The organism is Paenibacillus sp. FSL P2-0173 (assembly GCF_038008045.1).
Taxonomy (GTDB): domain Bacteria; phylum Bacillota; class Bacilli; order Paenibacillales; family Paenibacillaceae; genus Paenibacillus; species Paenibacillus polymyxa_B.
Window position 1 is genome coordinate 51,997 of sequence record NZ_JBBOYK010000002.1, and the last position, 18,158, is coordinate 70,154.

At 47.0% G+C, this 18,158-nt stretch carries 14 protein-coding genes; 2 read left to right on the forward strand and 12 right to left on the reverse strand.

Annotated elements, in window-relative coordinates:
* The first annotated feature begins 1 nt into the window (after position 1).
* Positions 2-979 carry a TIGR03943 family putative permease subunit gene (locus tag MKX30_RS10455; protein ID WP_071558808.1) on the forward strand — a complete coding sequence of 326 codons (978 nt, stop codon included), beginning with the start codon at positions 2-4 and terminating at the stop codon, positions 977-979.
* 18 nt (positions 980-997) lie between these two features.
* Positions 998-2,101, forward strand: a complete 1,104-nt coding sequence (locus tag MKX30_RS10460; RefSeq protein WP_341062813.1) for a CobW family GTP-binding protein — start codon at positions 998-1,000, stop codon at positions 2,099-2,101.
* A 111-nt stretch (positions 2,102-2,212) separates the two neighbouring features.
* On the opposite strand, the gene MKX30_RS10465 is transcribed toward MKX30_RS10460, so the two are convergent.
* From MKX30_RS10465 to MKX30_RS10520, 12 genes are all read right to left on the reverse strand, one after another.
* Positions 2,213-2,458, reverse strand: a complete 246-nt coding sequence (locus MKX30_RS10465) for a type B 50S ribosomal protein L31 (RefSeq protein WP_013310118.1) — start codon at positions 2,456-2,458, stop codon at positions 2,213-2,215.
* Between the two features lie 17 nt (positions 2,459-2,475).
* On the reverse strand, positions 2,476-2,946 hold the full coding sequence (locus MKX30_RS10470) for a hypothetical protein (protein ID WP_023988396.1): 471 nt from the start codon (positions 2,944-2,946) through the stop codon (positions 2,476-2,478).
* A 95-nt stretch (positions 2,947-3,041) separates the two neighbouring features.
* On the reverse strand, positions 3,042-3,191 hold the full coding sequence (gene rpmG / locus MKX30_RS10475) for a 50S ribosomal protein L33 (protein WP_007430271.1): 150 nt from the start codon (positions 3,189-3,191) through the stop codon (positions 3,042-3,044).
* Positions 3,192-3,259: 68 nt separating this feature from the next.
* Positions 3,260-3,829, reverse strand: coding sequence for a hypothetical protein (locus MKX30_RS10480; RefSeq protein WP_053325330.1), 570 nt, complete (start codon positions 3,827-3,829; stop codon positions 3,260-3,262).
* Positions 3,830-3,909: 80 nt separating this feature from the next.
* On the reverse strand, positions 3,910-5,292 hold the full coding sequence (locus MKX30_RS10485) for an MFS transporter (RefSeq protein ID WP_028542356.1): 1,383 nt from the start codon (positions 5,290-5,292) through the stop codon (positions 3,910-3,912).
* Between the two features lie 93 nt (positions 5,293-5,385).
* A complete protein-coding gene (locus tag MKX30_RS10490; protein ID WP_023988393.1) occupies positions 5,386-5,853 on the reverse strand; it encodes a MarR family winged helix-turn-helix transcriptional regulator in 468 nt (155 codons plus the stop codon).
* A 229-nt stretch (positions 5,854-6,082) separates the two neighbouring features.
* Entirely contained in the window at positions 6,083-9,091 is a 3,009-nt protein-coding gene (locus tag MKX30_RS10495; protein WP_341062814.1) for a GAP1-N2 domain-containing protein, read from the reverse strand.
* Positions 9,088-10,353 carry a TRAFAC clade GTPase domain-containing protein gene (locus tag MKX30_RS10500; protein ID WP_023988391.1) on the reverse strand — a complete coding sequence of 422 codons (1,266 nt, stop codon included), beginning with the start codon at positions 10,351-10,353 and terminating at the stop codon, positions 9,088-9,090. The genes MKX30_RS10495 and MKX30_RS10500 overlap by 4 nt, the downstream gene beginning before the upstream one ends.
* 16 nt (positions 10,354-10,369) lie before the next feature.
* Complete coding sequence (locus MKX30_RS10505) at positions 10,370-11,023, reverse strand: beta-mannanase (protein ID WP_068940786.1); 654 nt, start codon at positions 11,021-11,023, stop codon at positions 10,370-10,372.
* An 18-nt stretch (positions 11,024-11,041) separates the two neighbouring features.
* The gene (locus MKX30_RS10510) at positions 11,042-12,331 is read right to left on the reverse strand and encodes a vWA domain-containing protein (protein WP_023988389.1); all 1,290 of its coding nucleotides are present in this window, start codon (positions 12,329-12,331) and stop codon (positions 11,042-11,044) included.
* 46 nt (positions 12,332-12,377) lie between these two features.
* Positions 12,378-14,744, reverse strand: a complete 2,367-nt coding sequence (locus MKX30_RS10515) for a transcription initiation factor TFIID (RefSeq protein ID WP_053325327.1) — start codon at positions 14,742-14,744, stop codon at positions 12,378-12,380.
* A 3-nt stretch (positions 14,745-14,747) separates the two neighbouring features.
* A complete protein-coding gene (locus MKX30_RS10520; RefSeq protein WP_341062815.1) occupies positions 14,748-18,137 on the reverse strand; it encodes a tubulin-like doman-containing protein in 3,390 nt (1,129 codons plus the stop codon).
* Between the last annotated feature and the right edge of the window lie 21 nt (positions 18,138-18,158).

The window sequence follows — 18,158 nt, forward strand, 5'->3', positions numbered from 1 at the left end:
CGTGAATTCAACCTTTAGCATTCGCTGGCAATACGGCATGCGCTCCTTGCTCCTGATCGGATTGGCTGTGTACATCGTCTCATTAAGCCGCACGAATGCACTTCATTACTACTTGGCTCCCCATATGCAAAAGCTGCTCCTACTCTGTCCTGTACCACTCTTGTTCATCGCATTGGCGATGGCATGGCACGGAATCATCGGGGAGCGGGACGGTGAGGATGTATGTGATTGTGAGCATCCGTTGCCGCAAAGCTGGTTCAAAAAAACACTCGTATATGGAATGCTGCTCATCCCGCTCCTGTTCGGTTCTCTGCTGCCCAATCAGGCACTTGGTAGTGATATGGCCGCCAAAAAAGGCATGTCCTTCACGTATCCCAACCCGGATATCCGACGAAAAACAGATACACAGACCACGAAAGCATCCACCGCCTCCCTTTTATCAACTGCATCTTCCGTCCCAACTTCGTCCCCTCCAGAGGGAAAATGGAGTCAGGAAACGCTGGATAAGCTGTTCGTTCCGCCTGACAAGTACAATGTAGAATTCGCCGAGCTGGCGAAACGCCTGTATCAGCAACCTATCATACAGATCAAGCCTGAGATTTTTTCCGAAACTATTGGAGCCATTGAGTTATATAAACAAGCTTTTGAAGGAAAAAAAGTACAGGTGACTGGCTTTGTCTATAAAGACGACAACCTGCCGGGTAAAGGCCTATTTGCAGTAGGAAGATTCCTCGTCATGTGCTGTACTGCCGATGCCATGCCATTCGGGATCATCGTCCAATCCCAGAAGGCCCCGTCCTTTGACAAGGATACCTGGGTGACCATTGAAGGAACACTGCATGCCACACAAAAGGGCAACGCTCCCGTACTTGAAATTCGATCCGAAAAAATAACCGCTGTCGAGCAGCCAGAATCCCCTTATGTCTATACCCAAGCAGACTCGGTAGCTACCTTTGATCGCTTGAACACAGCACACTAAACCCACCAAGGAGGAAAAATGATGAATAAAGTTCCTGTTATTTTAATCAGTGGTTTTCTTGGAAGCGGCAAAACAACACTACTTTTGCGCCTATTAGCCCATACTCGCCAAATCCCCCTTCGTGCTGCTGTTTTAATGAACGAAATGGGCGAATATGATGTAGACAGCGCTATAATTTCAGAGGAAATGCCTGACGTAACAGTAGAAGGATTGCTAGAAGGCTGCATTTGTTGCAGCAAAAGAAATGAGCTGGCAGGGGCTCTGCATACCCTGCTCAGCCAGGAGCCAGATCTGATCTTCATGGAAACCACCGGGGTAGCCAACCCCGAACAAGTACTGGAGGAGCTTCGCTCCCCTCTACTGGCAGATCGGCTTTATCTGGTTCACAGCATCAGTGTTGTGGATGCTGAGCTGTTCCATGAATACAACAGCCGCTTTACGGCTGATAAAGAACTGTTTCGCACCCTGCACGGACAGCTGCGCACCGCAGACTTCATTGTGGTGAACAAGACGGATGCAGCAAGCAGCCGTGAAGTGACGAAGGTCGTCAAGAGCATCCGCAAGCTCAACGATACGGCCAAGCTGCAAACTACTGAATATAGCCGGGTTGACCTTGAACCACTACTAGAGCCTGTTCTGGCCTCTGCATCCGTTGCCGCGAAACCTGCACAGACACCTCAACCAGCACCTGCACAGGTCCAGCTCACTGATGCAGATGCACCGTCCGTCCCCATTCCCGTCAAAAGTATCGGAAGCACCAGTAGTGTCTCCAGAAGTACGGCTTTCAAAGTTATTTCGACACACAGTCATAACCACGATCCTAAGCAGCCTCATTCGTTCTCCCGTCTGGAGAGCATAACGCTGCATCAATATTCTCCTCAGCCACTCGAAAAACAACGATTAGAAAACTTTCTAACCGGGTTAGGTTCCTCACTGCTTCGAGCGAAAGGTTATTGCGTGCTTCCTCAGGAAGGTACAATGCTTTTGCAATTTTCAGGAAATCACTTGGAGTGGCAGCCTACTGCACTTCCCGTGAGTCAGGGATATGTCACGCTAATTGGGGAGCAGCTCGACAAAGCATCCATTACCGACCAATGGGAACAGTGCTTCATTTCGCTATAAATGACAGGTCTAGATTAAGACAAAAAAACCTCCTGCATCTGCAGGAGGTTTTTTAAAAAGCGATGTTCACGGATTATTAGCATAATCCATAAACATAACGCTCGACTGTTCTTACTTAAGGTTATATTTTTTGTTAAAGCGATCCACACGGCCACCGATATCCACGTTTCTTTGTTTACCAGTGAAGAACGGGTGGGAAGCGGAGCTAGTATCTACACGGATAACTGGGTATGTGTTGCCATCTTCCCATTCCATCGTTTCTTGCGAATATTTAGTGGAAGCACTCAGGAAAGTAAATCCACAGCTAGGGTCCAAAAAGATAACTTTGTTCAATGTTGGATGAATATCTTTTTTCATTAGTTTCACCTAATCTTTCATATAGTTTTAGTTTCAAACTCAAACGTACTGGCGCAATACTCCATCAGTTGGCAAAAGGAACGGTTATGTCCCAGAAAAAAAGACGACAGATCATAACGGTTGCGCTCAAGCTCGTAAACGACAAGCAAACGATGCCGCATATATCGCATCGCCCATTGCACGAACGCTCCGGATCTTTCGTCAGCCTTCATCGTTATATAAGCATATAGTGAATGGTCCTCCGGCTCGTCCCAAATGCTGACACCAGCACAGGAGAACTCGGTAGCCACGTGCTTTCGATTCAAAAGGCAAAGCGTGCCATGTAGCTCGGCATCTATCATACAGCCTTGAAAAAAAGCCGTTTTCTTAGGTGCAAGCTTTAACTTTGGACGCTCTGTCCACTGGACTAATTCAAGTTTTCGCCGGTTCCATAACGCAGGCTTTTGCAAACTTAACACGATTTCTTCATCGTTAACTGGAGAGATCATGCCGCAGCTCCTTTCATGAAGCCCTATATTCATTAGAATTACAGGCTCCGTTCAGGATGCAGGATCATTCAGGTTGCTATATAGCAAGCCTCAAATTATCTAGTTTCACGATGGATCGTGTACTTTTTCAGACGCGGAGAGTATTTTTTCATTTCAAGACGCTCCGGATGATTTCTTTTGTTCTTGGTTGTTGTATAGTTGCGATCACCGGATTCGGTGCATGCCAAGGTAACAATTACGCGCATTTCTCTTCCTCCTTAATTGGAATACATGGTATACAATTACAATAGTAATTTTTACGATTAGTTCTATTCTATAATTCATGCTCCGCTTTGTCAACCTTAGAGTCACGGTTTGTCGCTTCTTCTACCGTGTTCCAGCGATTACGGTACTGTGCAAGCTTCGGATGAAGTTCCTGGGGTTCGCTCGAAAGCAGCAATCTGACATTTCTAATCCATTCTCCAAACGATGCATAGGAAGCGCACAAATTTGCAGTTTCAGGACTCATGTACAAAAAAAGTGGGGTCGTATACTTTTCCGCCAAAAAACGGATGGCTGCTTCAATCGGCGTATACTTTTTACGCTTACCTTCCCAACTCTCAATCACAACAGCACTCAAAGCCTGCTCCCGCTGCCACTCTCCCAGCTCGTCCACCCGCTTGTAATACGAACGTACCGGCTGCTTCCACATTCTTCTGACGGTTTCTTCATGTAGCGGATACAGCACCAGCTTTGTAAAAGATAATGCAGCCCCCGTTTCGGCAAAAAGCTCCAGCTCTCTGGCTGTAATCTGCTCGAACGTATCATAGTAAACCATGGTCCCTTTATGCGTCTCGATCGGAGGCTCATAACCATAGGGCACATATTGAAGGTTTCTTGTCATGCTGGACACTCCGTCCTTCCATAGATGAACTTTTCCTTCTATATTATACCCTTGTTTTGGCATGAGTTTGCATCAAATGTTTATCCTTGTTCAACAGCAGGCGTATTACGGCGTGAACCCCTTCGGAATTGCAACGCATAAAGTCCCATCGTCACAAGCGCAATCAGTGCAAGCACCGTAAAAATATTGCTAAAATTGAACACCTGCACATTAGATACGACAGGATTCAAATGAAAGGACGACGAACTATCCAGCGTTTTGCCCAAAATACTTGTCGTGATCGCTCCGGCAATGAAATTCAGCAGAGATAGCAGCCCCATTCCAACACCAATCTGGTCTTTCGACAAGGTACGAGAAATCGTGTTGGACATGGCAATTTGCATGAAGGTCTGACCTACGTTTCCGAAAATAAGCAAAAATAAAATCAGATACGGAGATGCACCCACAAACGTAGACAAGCTGATAAAACAGATGAACAAAAGCGATACAGCTGTATAGACGAGAAACGAATTTCCTTTACTATCCGCCAAACGCCCCCCTCTTTTACCCAATAGAGCCGAAGCAATAGCAGCCGGAAACATAACCAGTCCAATTATTGCCGGCGTAAGCTGATTGAGACTGTTCAGAAACTGCGGTGCCAAGTACGGCAATCCAAAGCTAATCCCCGTCCCTAAAAAAGCGATAAGGAGCCCGTATGAATATTGCTTGTTACGGAACAGCTTCGGCTGGATGAATGGATCATGCGCAGTGTTAATGCGCCATATAAACAGTGCAAATAACACCATACCGAGCAGAAAAAACATCATATTGGTTTGCGAAATCGAAAGTAACAAGAAGGCTACTGTTCCACCCAGCAATAATCCACCAAGAAAATCGAACTTCTGATCCTCTCCACGCTGATCGTCCAAATATTTACGAAAGAACGGCAATGCGATCAGTGGCAGCATGGAAATGACGAACAAAAAACGCCAGCTTGCAAAGCCTGTGATCAAACCGGAAATAATCGGAGCCAGTGCAGTACCTAACGCCAAGCCGATTGCTGTGACACCCAAAGCACGTCCTCTTTTTTCAGCCGAGAAATAACGGACTGGGACGATCATAGCAGTTGCCGGAATAACAGCAGCCCCTGCAGCCTGAAGCAAACGAGCTACAATGAGCATCCAAAATTGATTGGCCAACAGTCCAATAAGCGAACCCAGTGCAAAAAAGATAATCCCAAACGTCAGCAAATCCTTAAGACGATATTTATCTGCCAATTTGCCGTAGGTCACTGAACCAACCGCATACACAATCATATAGCCAGTCAGCAACCAACTTACATCGGAAGCACTAATATGAAACTCCTCCCGAATCACAGGCATAACGACATTAAACATAAAAGCGTTCATCACTGAAAAAACAAGTGTGAAAGCCAACACACGCATAAGCTTATCCGCATTGGGATAAGTTTGTTCATTTATCATTTGGTTTTCTCCCTCTCCTGTAAACCTCTTATCTAAGATCGTATTTCACTGCTTTTGAATATCCCTATCCGGGCAAACTCTCTATATATCCGCTCAAACGCGGGTGTTCGCATAACGGTAATCGTGGAGAATTTTTTTAAGCAGGCCGCGCAGCGTCTCCGATTCTCCGACAGATAACGTTTCACCTACCGAGCTTTTAATTGCCTCAATGGTACGTTCAGCTGTCTTGTGAATCTCCAAACCTTCCTCAGTCAAATAGATTTGCTTCATTCGTGCATCTTCCGGGTGACTTTTGCGTACTGCCCAGTTTTTCTTAACGATCCCGTTAACCAGGCTGGTAACGCTTGATTTATCAATAAGCAATAGCTTTTCCAAATCCGTATTGGTGACTCCAGGCGACATCGCCAGTATATAGAGCGTCTGCGATTGTGGGGAGGTGAGCCCCAAAGGGCGCAGTGCTGTTTCAATTTCGCGCCGGACGGTAGTGAAAATCCATTTAATTAAATACATCGTACTCTCTTCCTCCCAAGGAAGACAAACGGGATACACCTCACTTCCCATCTCACTACTAACCTCCATATCTATCTAATTTCAATAGTTTGAATTCCAACTAATTTTAATCAGCTGCCTAGTTGGTGTCAATACTTTCGTAAAATGATGTTTTATTAGATAAGGTGAATTTCAAATTTTGAATTCATCCTTTATGGAAATATAGGCATAATAAAAGACGAGCCCTTGAAGGAAACCCGTCTTTTACTTCATTCATCATTCATTACTGTTTTATTGTTGCTTAGTCTGCAGTTTTCACTTGAACTAGCGGATATTCTTCTCCATCAACGGTAACCGTACTAGCATCATTCAGCTCCAGCCGTTGCCAAATGGTCAACAGCGTACGATAAGGATACTTCTTCAGATCATACTCCGATGGTGCGTCAGTGTCTGTGTTGGTTCCATTACCACTACCCTCAGTAGAAATCTCTGAAGTCGAGCCTCCGTCCGTATTGTCTGTCACTGCTCCAGACTGATCGCCGCTTTTTCCGCTGGATGTACCACCACGAGCTGTGGAACCACTGTCCGTGGATTGTCCATCTGCTGTCGTGCTTTTTGTGGTGGGGTTCCCAATATTTACGTCACTGGATGGATTTTTGTTCGCTTTAATGGCTACTTCCTTGTCGTTCTGTTCAGCAAGCGTAAAATTTTCGTATAAGTGCTCCTGTTGATCCGCCCCGACAATGACGAGCTTCTTAGGCTTAAATTCTGCCTGCTCTGTCGATGTCTGAAACGCAAACAACAGCTTGACCATTTTCGTAGTGGACTTGGTATTAGGCACATGTGTCACTATCGCCGTAGGCTCCTCTTTTACGGGCACTGTAGGCTCTACAGGCTGTTGTACAGGCTTCGGAGCAGCAACAGGCGCAGGTGTGTCAACAGATCCGATCACTCCGGTTGCTTTAAGGCCACCTAGCGTACCTACAATGACAATCAGCACAATCCCGGAAATCACCCCACCTTTACGGAAACGACGAAGTGTTTTGACCAACGGCGTGTCCGTCTCCCGCTTTGCTGCCAAATAGAAATTTTTAAAAGCAGGCTTTGCAGGTTCAAAATATTGACGCCACAGCGTTTTTTTGTGCAATCCCTCTCGTCCTTCCTTTTGGAAGAATAGAAGTAGCGCACGTCGATACGCCGGTTCGAAACCGCCACGTGGAGTAGCAAACTCGGGGTGTTCCTCTGACCATCGGATAAAACGGTACATCGTATCGTTATCCTTCGCCCATTTGCGGATCGAACCGACTAGGCGAGCGAAGTCCAATATTCCTTCTCCCGGCCCGTCAGAACGATAGAAAGCAGGCAACAGACGGGCAAAATGGCCTTCCGCAAGCTGCTGGGGCAGCCAGCCATAAGCCCAATCCTGTACCTTTTCTACTTCGCCAGGCTCCAGGCCGTCCAGCACCGCCGGTTCCGGTTCCTCCGTATTAAACCAATCGTAAGCCGCAATCAATCGCACTGCTTGTCCCTTGAGAGGAGCAGGCAGCTTTCCAACCCACTGCACCAAATCGGGCCGTGTGAAAAATGGAATCTGTACGACCTGATCGGGTGATATTTCTTTTAGCTCTACTTCGGTAAGTAAATACCGATCCGACGCTTCCTGCAAGCGCTCTGTCAATCCAGATTGCTCCAACGGGGACAGTTTGCCTACGGCAGAGCTGCTGTCCCATTGACGCAAGCGTTGGTGAATGGCAGCCACAGCCTCTACTGGTTTTCTTTCGGCACGCAGTCTGCCCATCAGCGCAGATTCTGCCAAAAGCTGAAAATCGGCATTCGCCGACACTTCGATATACCGACTGCCCCATTCGTGCACAACAGCCAGCAGTCCCTTGGCATCCGGTGTTCTTTTCATCTGACTGTCCATGTAGGGAATGAACAGCATTTTTGTAAGTGCTGGATTACCCAACACTTTCGTAAAATATGCCTTGCCTAATGATGGATTTTCTTCAATCGTATGATAAATATACGTAACTGCTTCCGTATTTCTGGCAGTATAAGCATTGTTTAGCGAACGGATTAAATATTCCACCAACCGATTTTCGCTGCTGCGTGCATGAACTTTATAATAGTCCTTGAAACTATCGACTAGACCTACGTCTGGAATATATCCATCCTTCACCCGATCAAATTCATGATCAAAAAACGACAGAAACAGATCATTCAGCCTCATTTTACGTGGCAGCGCATCGGGTGGCGATAAATAATCAGTCAAGCTTCGTAACACAGCGATTCGTTGTTCGTTGTATAATGCCCGCTCTCCCTGCTCAATTCTGTACAACGTAATGAGCTCATGATAGCTGGATGGCGTCAAATCACGCCCGGCCTCCATACCTGTCAGCATTTGCTCGGCAAATTTGAAGAAATCGTCCGGCGTCTCACCATTCAGCAACGTACGAACAATCCAGTCAAAATACGGCTGTCTCACCTGCTCTGCATCCACATTAAGTATTCGACTATGGTTAGACAGGTCAAATACAAAGTCCTTTTCCACATTCCGATCACCGGGACGCAAACTAAAAGGCTCAACGAACATCAAGTGAATGCCTTTTCTGCTGTTCGGTTCCTGTGCATATGTAAGAAATCCGAGTCTGTTACGAAATGCATAAGGCAGTGCCGCATACAGCACACCCAGTAGCTGCTTGGCTGAAGATCCGACCGCTTCTACAGGAACATTCAGCGCTACATATACCTTTTTGCGACCTGCTGCGGACATCATGACTGCGTATAAAAGCTGTTTGAACACTTCTTCGCTCAGCTGTAATTGAGTCAGCACTGTAGACGGGTCAACAGCCGGAAATACACTTCCACCCGGTAGACGCTCCAATTCCGGCAAATCCGTTCCCTGCTCAATATCATAGGTATCAACAAAGGATGTGTTCAGCCACTGCTTATAGTCAGACGGAGATTCACCATGTCCGGCTGGAATCACATAGTTGTGCGTGAAAAAGGCGCTCCGCAGCCCAGTAAAATCCGCGGCCTTATAAATACTGCGGCCAAGCACTACATCCCCGGACTCCGTCCGTACCAGATGTATAGCTTCCGGATAGACGCTTTCCTGTTTCTCACCACGCGCCGTCAAAGCAGCAGGCGCATCATATACACATAAGGGATGGAGCACCTTTTTAATAAAAGAAGCATCCAATCCTTTGGAATTAGCCACTGTATCGAAGCCTTCCGTAGAACGGAAAATACCACGCCGTTCCCGTGTGTACATCTGCTGTTGTATTAAATGAGAGGTAGAATAACTCACTGTGATTCTCTCCCCTCAATGTACTTCAACTTATAAAGCAGCCAAATGAATGGCTCATCCACACGGATCGGACTAACCAACCCTTGCAGCTTTTGCTCCACCGGATTGCTACCCAGCGCGGAAACTGCGAAATAGGCCGTATCCGTAAAATATACATCCATCGTGCCCTTGAACGGCTTATCCACCTTTTCGATGAAGCGTCGAACTTCGCCATCAATGTTCGCGAACTCATCCAAATCCATATATTTGCGATGCTCCATCGGATTAAAAATATTGCTGTTCGTCTTGATGTATGTGCCTTCTTCATCTGCCAACGCAGTAAGCATATCACTTTTGGTCAGGACGACAGCGGTCGGAATATCCGTTTTCCCTTTTTCCTGATAAGCGATAAAATCACCGAACATCGTAAGTACGACATCACGCGGTTCATCGTATTGCGAGACCCATTCACCCGGCTTATCGCCAAGGTTAATCTTAATGCGCTCCCGAATAGAGCGGATTTGCAGTGGATCGACCATAAAGAGAATACCTGCAGAATTCTTAATATGCTGTCCATGCAGTCCCAGATAGTCCTGATCTACCATTCCCTCACCGGCGACATCAAAAAATACCAGCGTCAGTGGCGGCTTTTCCTCATCCTTAAATACAAACTGGAAGATAAAAGGCTCCTGCATCTTTTCTTTTTGTGTCGATGTAAGCAGATCCCCTCGTTCAAATAGGGGTTCCTCATACATGGTGCGGAACTTTCGGCTGATCTCTGCATTGAGCGGCATGCAAGCCGCGTCAAAATGATCGGCCGTAACATGCTGCAACGTGTGAATCAGTGAGGTCATATAAACAGATTTCCCCGCCTGCGAAGCTCCAATGATCGAAATGATATTGCTAGGCACCTTACCCGCGGTCACGGGCAGTTCGTTATGGCAGTGCGGGCACAGTCGGTGACGCGTCAGCTCGCCATAACGGTCCGTCAGTCCTGTCAGTACATGATCAGAATACAATCGATGTTCCTCAGGGACATCATGGGGATGCAAAATCGCCTCCATATCATGCACACTGTCCAAACCAAAACGCTCCCGATATTTGTTCAACAGCTCATCTTCACCCAAAGCGTAGTCCTCGTCATCTTCACGGTGATGAGAAGCACGGAATACCACTTCCTCCGGGGAAAATTTACTAAAGCAATAAGGGCACACAATATCATAAAATAACGGCCTTGGCGCTGCCTGTGGCTTTCTTCTGAATAAATTGCTAAGAAAACTCATCGGTTGCGGCCTCCTTTCATTCAGGGACTAATTCATATACCGTGCCATATTTCTGGCCATCCGTAAAAAACAGCCGCACATATTCATCTCCCCCCACTTCAACAGAGGGTAAAACATTCCGTCCCGCGGCAAAAGGTGCCGTGAACGGATACAAGGTTCCATCGTCCCGGTCTGCTGGATAACCCCCGCGCTTCTTCACGTAGCAAAGCGCTTCTTGCGGGACAGGAACTTCGGCTGTCACCTGAATCTGGACGGTTTTGCGGCTGCGAAACCAGCTTTTTTTATGGTGAACTGCATATCTGATTTTAGCCCTCCCCGTGCTCAACTCCAGTTGGTTGGCTCCGTCTTGCTGACGGATCACGTAAGTGTCTCCATCCTCCCGAACAGCTGGATATACGATATACCGCACGCGTCCAATGCCTTCAATTCGGTCACGATAGCTGCCAGCAGCCTTATACTCCTCGCGTGTAAAAAGTTTTAGGCTTGAAAAAGGCGGTAAAACTTCACCTTCATTTTGCCCATTCACACCTGCATCGGCTGATTGTTTCGCAATATATACCACGGCTGCGCCCTCAGGCCACTGCCAGCGTAACACAACCCGGTTGTCATCAATTTTGTGGCTCAGCTCCGAAATAATAGGATCACCGGGCTGTGCTTCCCTATACTGCATAAGTTCCAGCCTCCCGTTCTAAAATCCACTGCTGCGTCGATTGCGCGTCGGGGCTTCCGGTGCCCCTCTCCGGCGTCCTGATGGCGCACCCTGACTTCCTCCACCGGAAGATCGGCGAGTATTTTCCGCAATCGGCAGAACAAGCGAAAAGACAGCAATAAGGGCTGCCAGTACGAGCGCTGCCACCAAACGAATCATCAAGTCGCCTATAGGCGAGCCAGATAGTCCCTTTTCCAAAATAAAACCAGCGAGCAAGCCTGCCGGGACTCCTCCAATCGCAAAATTCCGTGCGAGAAAACGGTTATCGAACATCAGCCCAAGAGCCAATCCCAATAAAGCGCCGATAATGACCAGCGCCGTTACGCGATAAATGGCAAAATACAGACTGTCGGCATACTCACCTGTCCGCTCCGTTACCAGTGTGCGATCACCGATTTTGTTATATATTTTTCCGAACGCCTGAGTAAGTCCTTGGGCATTGGCTACATTAGAATAAGTTCCGCCCGTCAGGTCAGCAATATTTTGCAATAAGGCTATACCATCCGACTCTGCCAGTTTCAGCCCGATCGTATTAATCGGAATCTGGCGGGCGATATAAGGAGCCAATGCTGTCTGGGTATCCAGATCGCTAAAGCCATCAGAGAGCATGATAACGAGAGAACCTTTTTCTGCATTACCTTGGGTTTCAATCTCTTTGATCGTCTCGTCCAAAGCAAGCCCGATCTCTGTACCGCCTGACATTATAGTCTGCATACTATCGATTTTGGAATAAACCGCTTGCTTCTCTGCATCTGTGCCAATGGGAGTAAATGGCTGAACCAACTGCGCAGCAGATTCAAATGAAACAATGGCTACCCGCTTGTCTCCATCCATTTGGCCAATCAGACTCTTGGCAGCCGTTAGGCGCTCATTATCAGGATCTGTTTGCTGCATACTCCCGGAATTATCAATCACAAGCACGAGGTCCTGTACGCTCTTGCGCCCTTCAGGGTTAACCTGATAGCCCAACTCCAATAGCAGACCTGCCACGAACAACATCACTAGTGTAGCAGGCACCAGTAACTTCCAGGATAACCCGGAGTAGCGCTGCCGCCATGAATGCCCATTTAACTGTGGCGAAATTAGTTCGCCAATCAGACAACCTAGGCCAATGCACAGTGCCATGATGCCAAAATACAGCCCAATCACGACGATATGCGGCCAGTGCCCTATCAATTTGTGAAGAATAAGCTCTCCCAAGATGAAGCCTACTACAGCACCCAACAAGCCGAACAGTAATAGGAGAACGTTAAATTTACGTTGCTTCATAAGAATCGTTGCTTCCTTCCATCATTAAAGTAGGATTAATATGTGGCTACCGCAATTCCGGCAACCGGTCCACGTCGATTCCGTGAAACACGAAACCATTCGCAGTATATGTCTCATAATACGTTTTGCCGTTGCGGTAAACCATCAGATCCTCCAGATGGAAGCCGCCCATCAAATGCAGCTTTTCCACCCCGCTGCTGCGACGCTCATGTACAAAACCCAACTTGTAAATACGCGAAGTAATGTCCACATCCATCGCATAAGGAAGAAATTCGCCTTCGTAGTCACCAAAGAAGTACTTTTCTTCATACCGATGCTCATGGGTATAGTCGAGCAAACGTACGTTAATTCCACCATGTTCCTCTAACGTTTGATACAGTTTCTTAAACAGCTCATCCTTCGGAACGACCAGCCGATTTTCATATGCAGCAGCTACATTGGCACGCCGCAATAATTCTTCTTCGAAGGTCTGATTAAACGGCTGTGAACTGAGAATCAAGGTTCGACAGGTCTGCGTAAGTCGATCCACCAATGCGGACAGGCCCCCGTCCAGCAATCCGGATACAGGCCCCATATGCCGGGTATCAAAGAATATAGATTTTCCCCGCTTGCTTTCCAACTCACGCATGACATCCTCCGTCACACGCTCGTAATACTCGAACAGGTTTTGACCTGTGTAACTATCAGCCTGCCGAATACTATCCGTTGCAGCTTGATGCAGTTCACGCTCCAGGCTGGAAAGCTGTACTGTAATATGCTTCGCCTGTGCATGCCATTTTTCTAGTGCCAGTTCATAGCGACGAAGCAGCTCCAAATCGGCTTGAATTCGCAGCATGTGCAGTTTGTGCCCGTAAACCGTCTCGGTCAGGTAACGAATCAAGCTGCGCACATTATGCTTATCCATGAGTGGCAGTCGTTGAAAAGGCTGGTCCTCCACCTGACCGCTATACAGGGTGTCCAGTTCAGCGGTACTAATCTGCAAGTCATTGGACGTATCCCGAATCAGCCCCCGAATGGCCGTAAGCACATTTCCTGTTTTATTTTCATCCGTCCAGTCTGTCAACTCGAATAAGCCGATTTCAGGATATTCCTTGGAAGCTGCATTCACAGCCAACTGCAGACCTGATTCCGCCTGAAAATCTCCCAACCGTTTGTGCATAATCCGTTCACAGTTATCGCGGAAAAAGGCTTCGCAGCCCTGACCGAACAAGGCTCCCTCCGCCTCACGTAATGTCATTCGCTTCAAGGAGCCGTAGCTGGCTCCGCTGGTCATCAGTGCGCTCATGTCCGTGATCGCCTCATTACCAGGAACGAGATCATTTCGCGTGCGACCGCGCTCAGCAGCATCTAAACCAAAATAATTCAGCTTATCGCGTATGTCCCACTCCTGCTCTGTTCTCATACGCTCTAGCAGCTTCACATAAAAATGATACAGCACCGTAAGTGCGATTGACTGGTTAGGGCGGTTGACTCGGGAAAATCCAGCCGACACATAACCCTGCCGCCCGGATTCCGTCATGATGTTGTTTTTAAACGATGTATTGTTGTATCCCCCATCCTGTGACCGATAGGAATCTCCTGCCTGATAGCGGTTTTTAAGAAGCTGAATGTGGCAAATGATGTCACAGCTTTCCCGCAGGCTATTCGGCACCGTTACGCCGCGTTCGTTCTTGTCGGACAGCACATAGACGAGATCGAACAACGGTGATGGAGCATGGGATACTGGAATGGTCAATTTGTCCTCAGTCATATGAAGCGGTGCCGTAAACGTATACTCTGGACTCTGGATATAGTCCAGCTCCCGCATAAAAGCAACGGACGTTGCACTACTGTAGCCGAATTGGACAGCCTGATCGCTTTCATTCACCAACACATACAGATCCATTTGTACCGATTTAAAAGACTGTGCAAAAATATACTCCGCCAACAGCGTAATTTCAGGGATTAATACGTTCATGGGGTCATCCGCTGTCGTCAAAATCGACAAATGAACACGCTCGAACGAAGAATACAACCGACCGTAATCTGCCAGATGTCCACTAGCCCGGCGCAACGCGGTGTTAAGCTCAATTAGCTGCGATTCATGTGTATAAAAAGCCTGGTGCAAGTCACGGCGTATCGTTTGGTGGCCACTTTCCTCCGGTACCGCTATCGTATGAACAATAGCATCCACCGAACGATCTACAGCCGCATGTTCTTCCTGCGAGCGGATCTGAATATACGTTACTCCCGTGCTGTTATCCCACTTGGTCCGGTTGATATCTGCAATGGTGTTCATCACCGGGTTCATGCGATCACCGATAAAAAGAAACACGGACGGGAAATGGATGCTACTGCGTCCATCTCCGCTTCCGATTAATTGGTCCTCTGCGACTGCATAGTCAGCCGCATAACGTAACAGCTGCTCTCTCATACTTTACTTCAACTTTCTGCGGATGTCGTTTAATTTTCCAGCCATTTGAGCATAGAATGCATAAAGTTCCGCTCCGTTAGCGAGCTCCACCTTTTCATATTCCAATTGATTGCGGGCCTCTGTGTAAATCGCAGCCAGTTCGTCCAGCTTCGACAGCAATGGTGTAATATCCTCAGATGAAGTCAATACAGCATCACGGCGATCCGCCTTGCGCATTAGAGCAGCAAATTTCTTTTCTTCCAAACCGCGGAAGTTTGTAAACACTTCAAACTCCACATAATTACGGCTCTTCATGACATTGGCAAACGGCTCCCAAGCCTCTTCCTCTTCGTCGCGATCATAGACGTACAAAGCACCTTTTTTCGTAATCGTGTCCGTATAGAGTGCCTGAATGAACTGATCCAGCCATTTTTCTTCATCCTGATATTTGCCCAGCAAAGCTTCCAATTCAGCGGCTTTCGCTTCAATTTGTGTATATTTCGCCAGTTCTTCACGAACCACCTGTGTTAATTCTGGTGAACGGATCAGGTTTTCCTTCGCCATCTCTTCATTGATGCTGCCAAAGATGTCCTTGCTTCCGGCCTGCTCCAGCCCTTCAGCCAGCAGACGTTTCAACTCAGACCATGCTCTTTTTACTTCACCCAAATTCGGCTTGGATTCCTGCAAGCGCATATCGTAGCCTGCCAGCATCGCATTCAGATCTAGCGCATGTGAACGGATTACAGTGAAGCGGCTGCTCGTATTCTGATCGACATCCTTTTCCCGAATCACGCCAAGTGACTTGGCACGGTCAAAATCATTACGAATGCGGGCATTGTAAGCTTGCACACGCGAATTGACGTAAGTTTCGCCCCATGACTTTTCAGGAATCGGCGACGGCAGATTAGTCCAATTGTTCTGACCTGTTTGCACCAGATGACGGCCAATACCTTCGCGGTCAAGAATCGTTTTTTCATAGCTTTCTTCATACACTTTGAGCGGCGTATATACAAACAGAGGAACACCATTACGCGTATTGAGCCAGAAAATCCGGTTACGAACTTCACTCTCTTTAATAGTAAAATGTGATTTGCCAATTGCATTATTTTGATAATTGCGAACGCCTTTCAGAATATTAGGCGACTGTACAGGTACTGAAACGAATCCCCATGATGGGAAGTACAAGTTGCCAGAGCTATTGCTCAGATGGAACACAGGTACAGCTTCCTCATCCAGTTTACTCGCAATGTAGCGCTCCACAAATTTTTCAATGGCTTCATCTTGCCCGTATTTCATGACGAGGAAATCCTCCATGGAACGGGTAATGAGATCACCGAACTTATCAGTCAAGAAATTGGAGATTGAGCTGATGATGTCCATATCCTGATCCTTCACCCATTGATCTGAATTTTCGAGCAATTCTTGGGCAAAATCACGAATCAAATCATCACCGTTGCGGTTGTCCAGCAGCTTGGTCACAACTTCAGAAATATCCGGTACACTTACCAGATTCCAATAGTACGTTTTGTTACCTTTGTGATCGGACTGTTCTTCGCCATTTATCAGCAGATCGCCATTCTTCTCGAAAATTGCGCTCAATGCGTTCAAAATTTCAGTAAATACATTATAAATGCGGCTATTTTCCTTGTTCAACAGGTCATACAGGTCTTCATAAAATTCAATGAGCTGCTCTGTACGTTCCACATCAGCCCGCAGCCAATATTCATTAATTTTCGCTTCAATGTACGCATTTTTCTTTTTATCCTTGGACACAAACGCGCTCTTGGCATCGCCCAGCTTTTCGTTCGCCTGCTCACGCGCCCATTCAATGTCCGTTGGAATACGGTGCAGTGATTCACGCAACGTCTCAACATATGAAAGCAGCATTTTCAGCAAGCTAAATCCTTTTTCAGTATAAATCATGCGGGATACATAAAACGGCCCTTGCTCAGGATGCAGAAACATCCGGCGGATTTGGTCCGTAAACTGTCCTGTAATTTCGCCAGGAAGCTGTTTCTTCGCTTTGATATACTCTTCGCGGGCACGCGTCAGGAACGTTTGCTCCAGCTCGGTGTCCATATTGACAACTTGCATTTTAACAACATTGCTATAACTCAACCGTTCACTGTTTTCAAAGCCCGGAAGCGGCTCAGGTACACGGGATTCAAAGTTTTTGATCATGCTATCCAGATCCACGCCCAGCTTGCGGGCAAACTTCTCTACATCCTCTTGATTTGGCGATTGCTCAAACATTTTGGACATTTTGCCAAACATTCGATAGGCCAGATATGTCGTCATTTCCTCCATTGGCAGTACCGCCGAGGAAGCCCCGATAATATTGTAATCGTAGTTTGCCGGATAGGCCTTATTCATTTGTGCGATGTTGGTACGGATATTGCTGATATAGTCATGAATGGCAAACTCTTCGCCTGACTGTTTTTCCTCACTCGCCATAAAGTTGGTGATGTTCTCGGCGGTGACATTCATGCAGTAATCATAAGCATTTTCCAACAGCTTGCCTTCCGTATTCGTGGCCGAAATGAGATGACACAGATTAAACGGCGGAAGCGGCGAGTTCACGGCCAAAATATTTCCGTACTGCTGCTTAAAGCGTTCACCACGGCTGTCTACATTCATCCAATAGTCCAGCTCTTTCAGTGCAGCATAGCCGTTCTTTTTAATATATTCACGTGTATGCTCGCTCAGGCTTTTGTTCGCTAAATTAATATCCGGTGTAAACAGATAACCTAATGTATTTACACGGTCTACACCTGCAGAGCCATAGTCACGCTCAATAATTCCTCGGACGATATATGAGATATCGAGGAAAGTACCGCTTCCTGTACCGCCGGACAAACCGGACAGCAGGAACACCATAAGCTTCTTGTTGGTGCCTTCAGACAAGGTTTTGATTTTTTTGTCAATGCTTTGTACGACCTGATTGATTTTGGTGAACAACAGCAATCGTCCTGCCTGACGTACCCCTGCCGCCCCATTCATACCATCGGTAATGCTCAGCTCTGGAGACAGCCAATCGGTAATGTACGGCTCAAGAATGCTGCGGTTTTGCAGCAATCCGCCGATTTCCGCATTGGATAGCAGTACAAACTCATTGATGGGGTCCAAACCAATCCCCTTGTATTTTTTGTTGCGGTCTTGTTCATTCGTTTCAAAAGCGAGAAATTCCACATTGTCCGGTTTATCGCTCTTTTTCTTGGAGATCGGATCTGCTGGAAGCTTGAATCTGCGGTTAATTTGATATTTCAAGCGGAGAAGGGCATCAATTCCCGTGCCTCCGAGTCCGATAATTAAAATAGGATTATCAATAGTATCAACTCTGATCTTATCGCTTACGATCCCCCCGCCGAGTGATACGTCTAATTGTTGGATATGCTCTCTAACTACTGGTTTCATAGATATGACCTCCTAAGGGTT

Bases quoted from the DNA above. Each gene is read 5' to 3' on its own strand.
- MKX30_RS10460 (WP_341062813.1), top strand. From the start codon at position 998: ATGATGAATAAAGTTCCTGTTATTTTAATCAGTGGTTTTCTTGGAAGC.
- MKX30_RS10465 (WP_013310118.1), bottom strand. From the start codon at position 2,458: ATGAAAAAAGATATTCATCCAACATTGAACAAAGTTATCTTTTTGGAC.
- MKX30_RS10470 (WP_023988396.1), bottom strand. From the start codon at position 2,946: ATGATCTCTCCAGTTAACGATGAAGAAATCGTGTTAAGTTTGCAAAAG.
- rpmG (WP_007430271.1), bottom strand. From the start codon at position 3,191: ATGCGCGTAATTGTTACCTTGGCATGCACCGAATCCGGTGATCGCAAC.
- MKX30_RS10480 (WP_053325330.1), bottom strand. From the start codon at position 3,829: ATGACAAGAAACCTTCAATATGTGCCCTATGGTTATGAGCCTCCGATC.
- MKX30_RS10485 (WP_028542356.1), bottom strand. From the start codon at position 5,292: ATGATAAATGAACAAACTTATCCCAATGCGGATAAGCTTATGCGTGTG.
- MKX30_RS10490 (WP_023988393.1), bottom strand. From the start codon at position 5,853: ATGGGAAGTGAGGTGTATCCCGTTTGTCTTCCTTGGGAGGAAGAGAGT.
- MKX30_RS10500 (WP_023988391.1), bottom strand. From the start codon at position 10,353: ATGAGTTTTCTTAGCAATTTATTCAGAAGAAAGCCACAGGCAGCGCCA.
- MKX30_RS10505 (WP_068940786.1), bottom strand. From the start codon at position 11,023: ATGCAGTATAGGGAAGCACAGCCCGGTGATCCTATTATTTCGGAGCTG.
- MKX30_RS10510 (WP_023988389.1), bottom strand. From the start codon at position 12,331: ATGAAGCAACGTAAATTTAACGTTCTCCTATTACTGTTCGGCTTGTTG.
- MKX30_RS10515 (WP_053325327.1), bottom strand. From the start codon at position 14,744: ATGAGAGAGCAGCTGTTACGTTATGCGGCTGACTATGCAGTCGCAGAG.
- MKX30_RS10520 (WP_341062815.1), bottom strand. From the start codon at position 18,137: ATGAAACCAGTAGTTAGAGAGCATATCCAACAATTAGACGTATCACTC.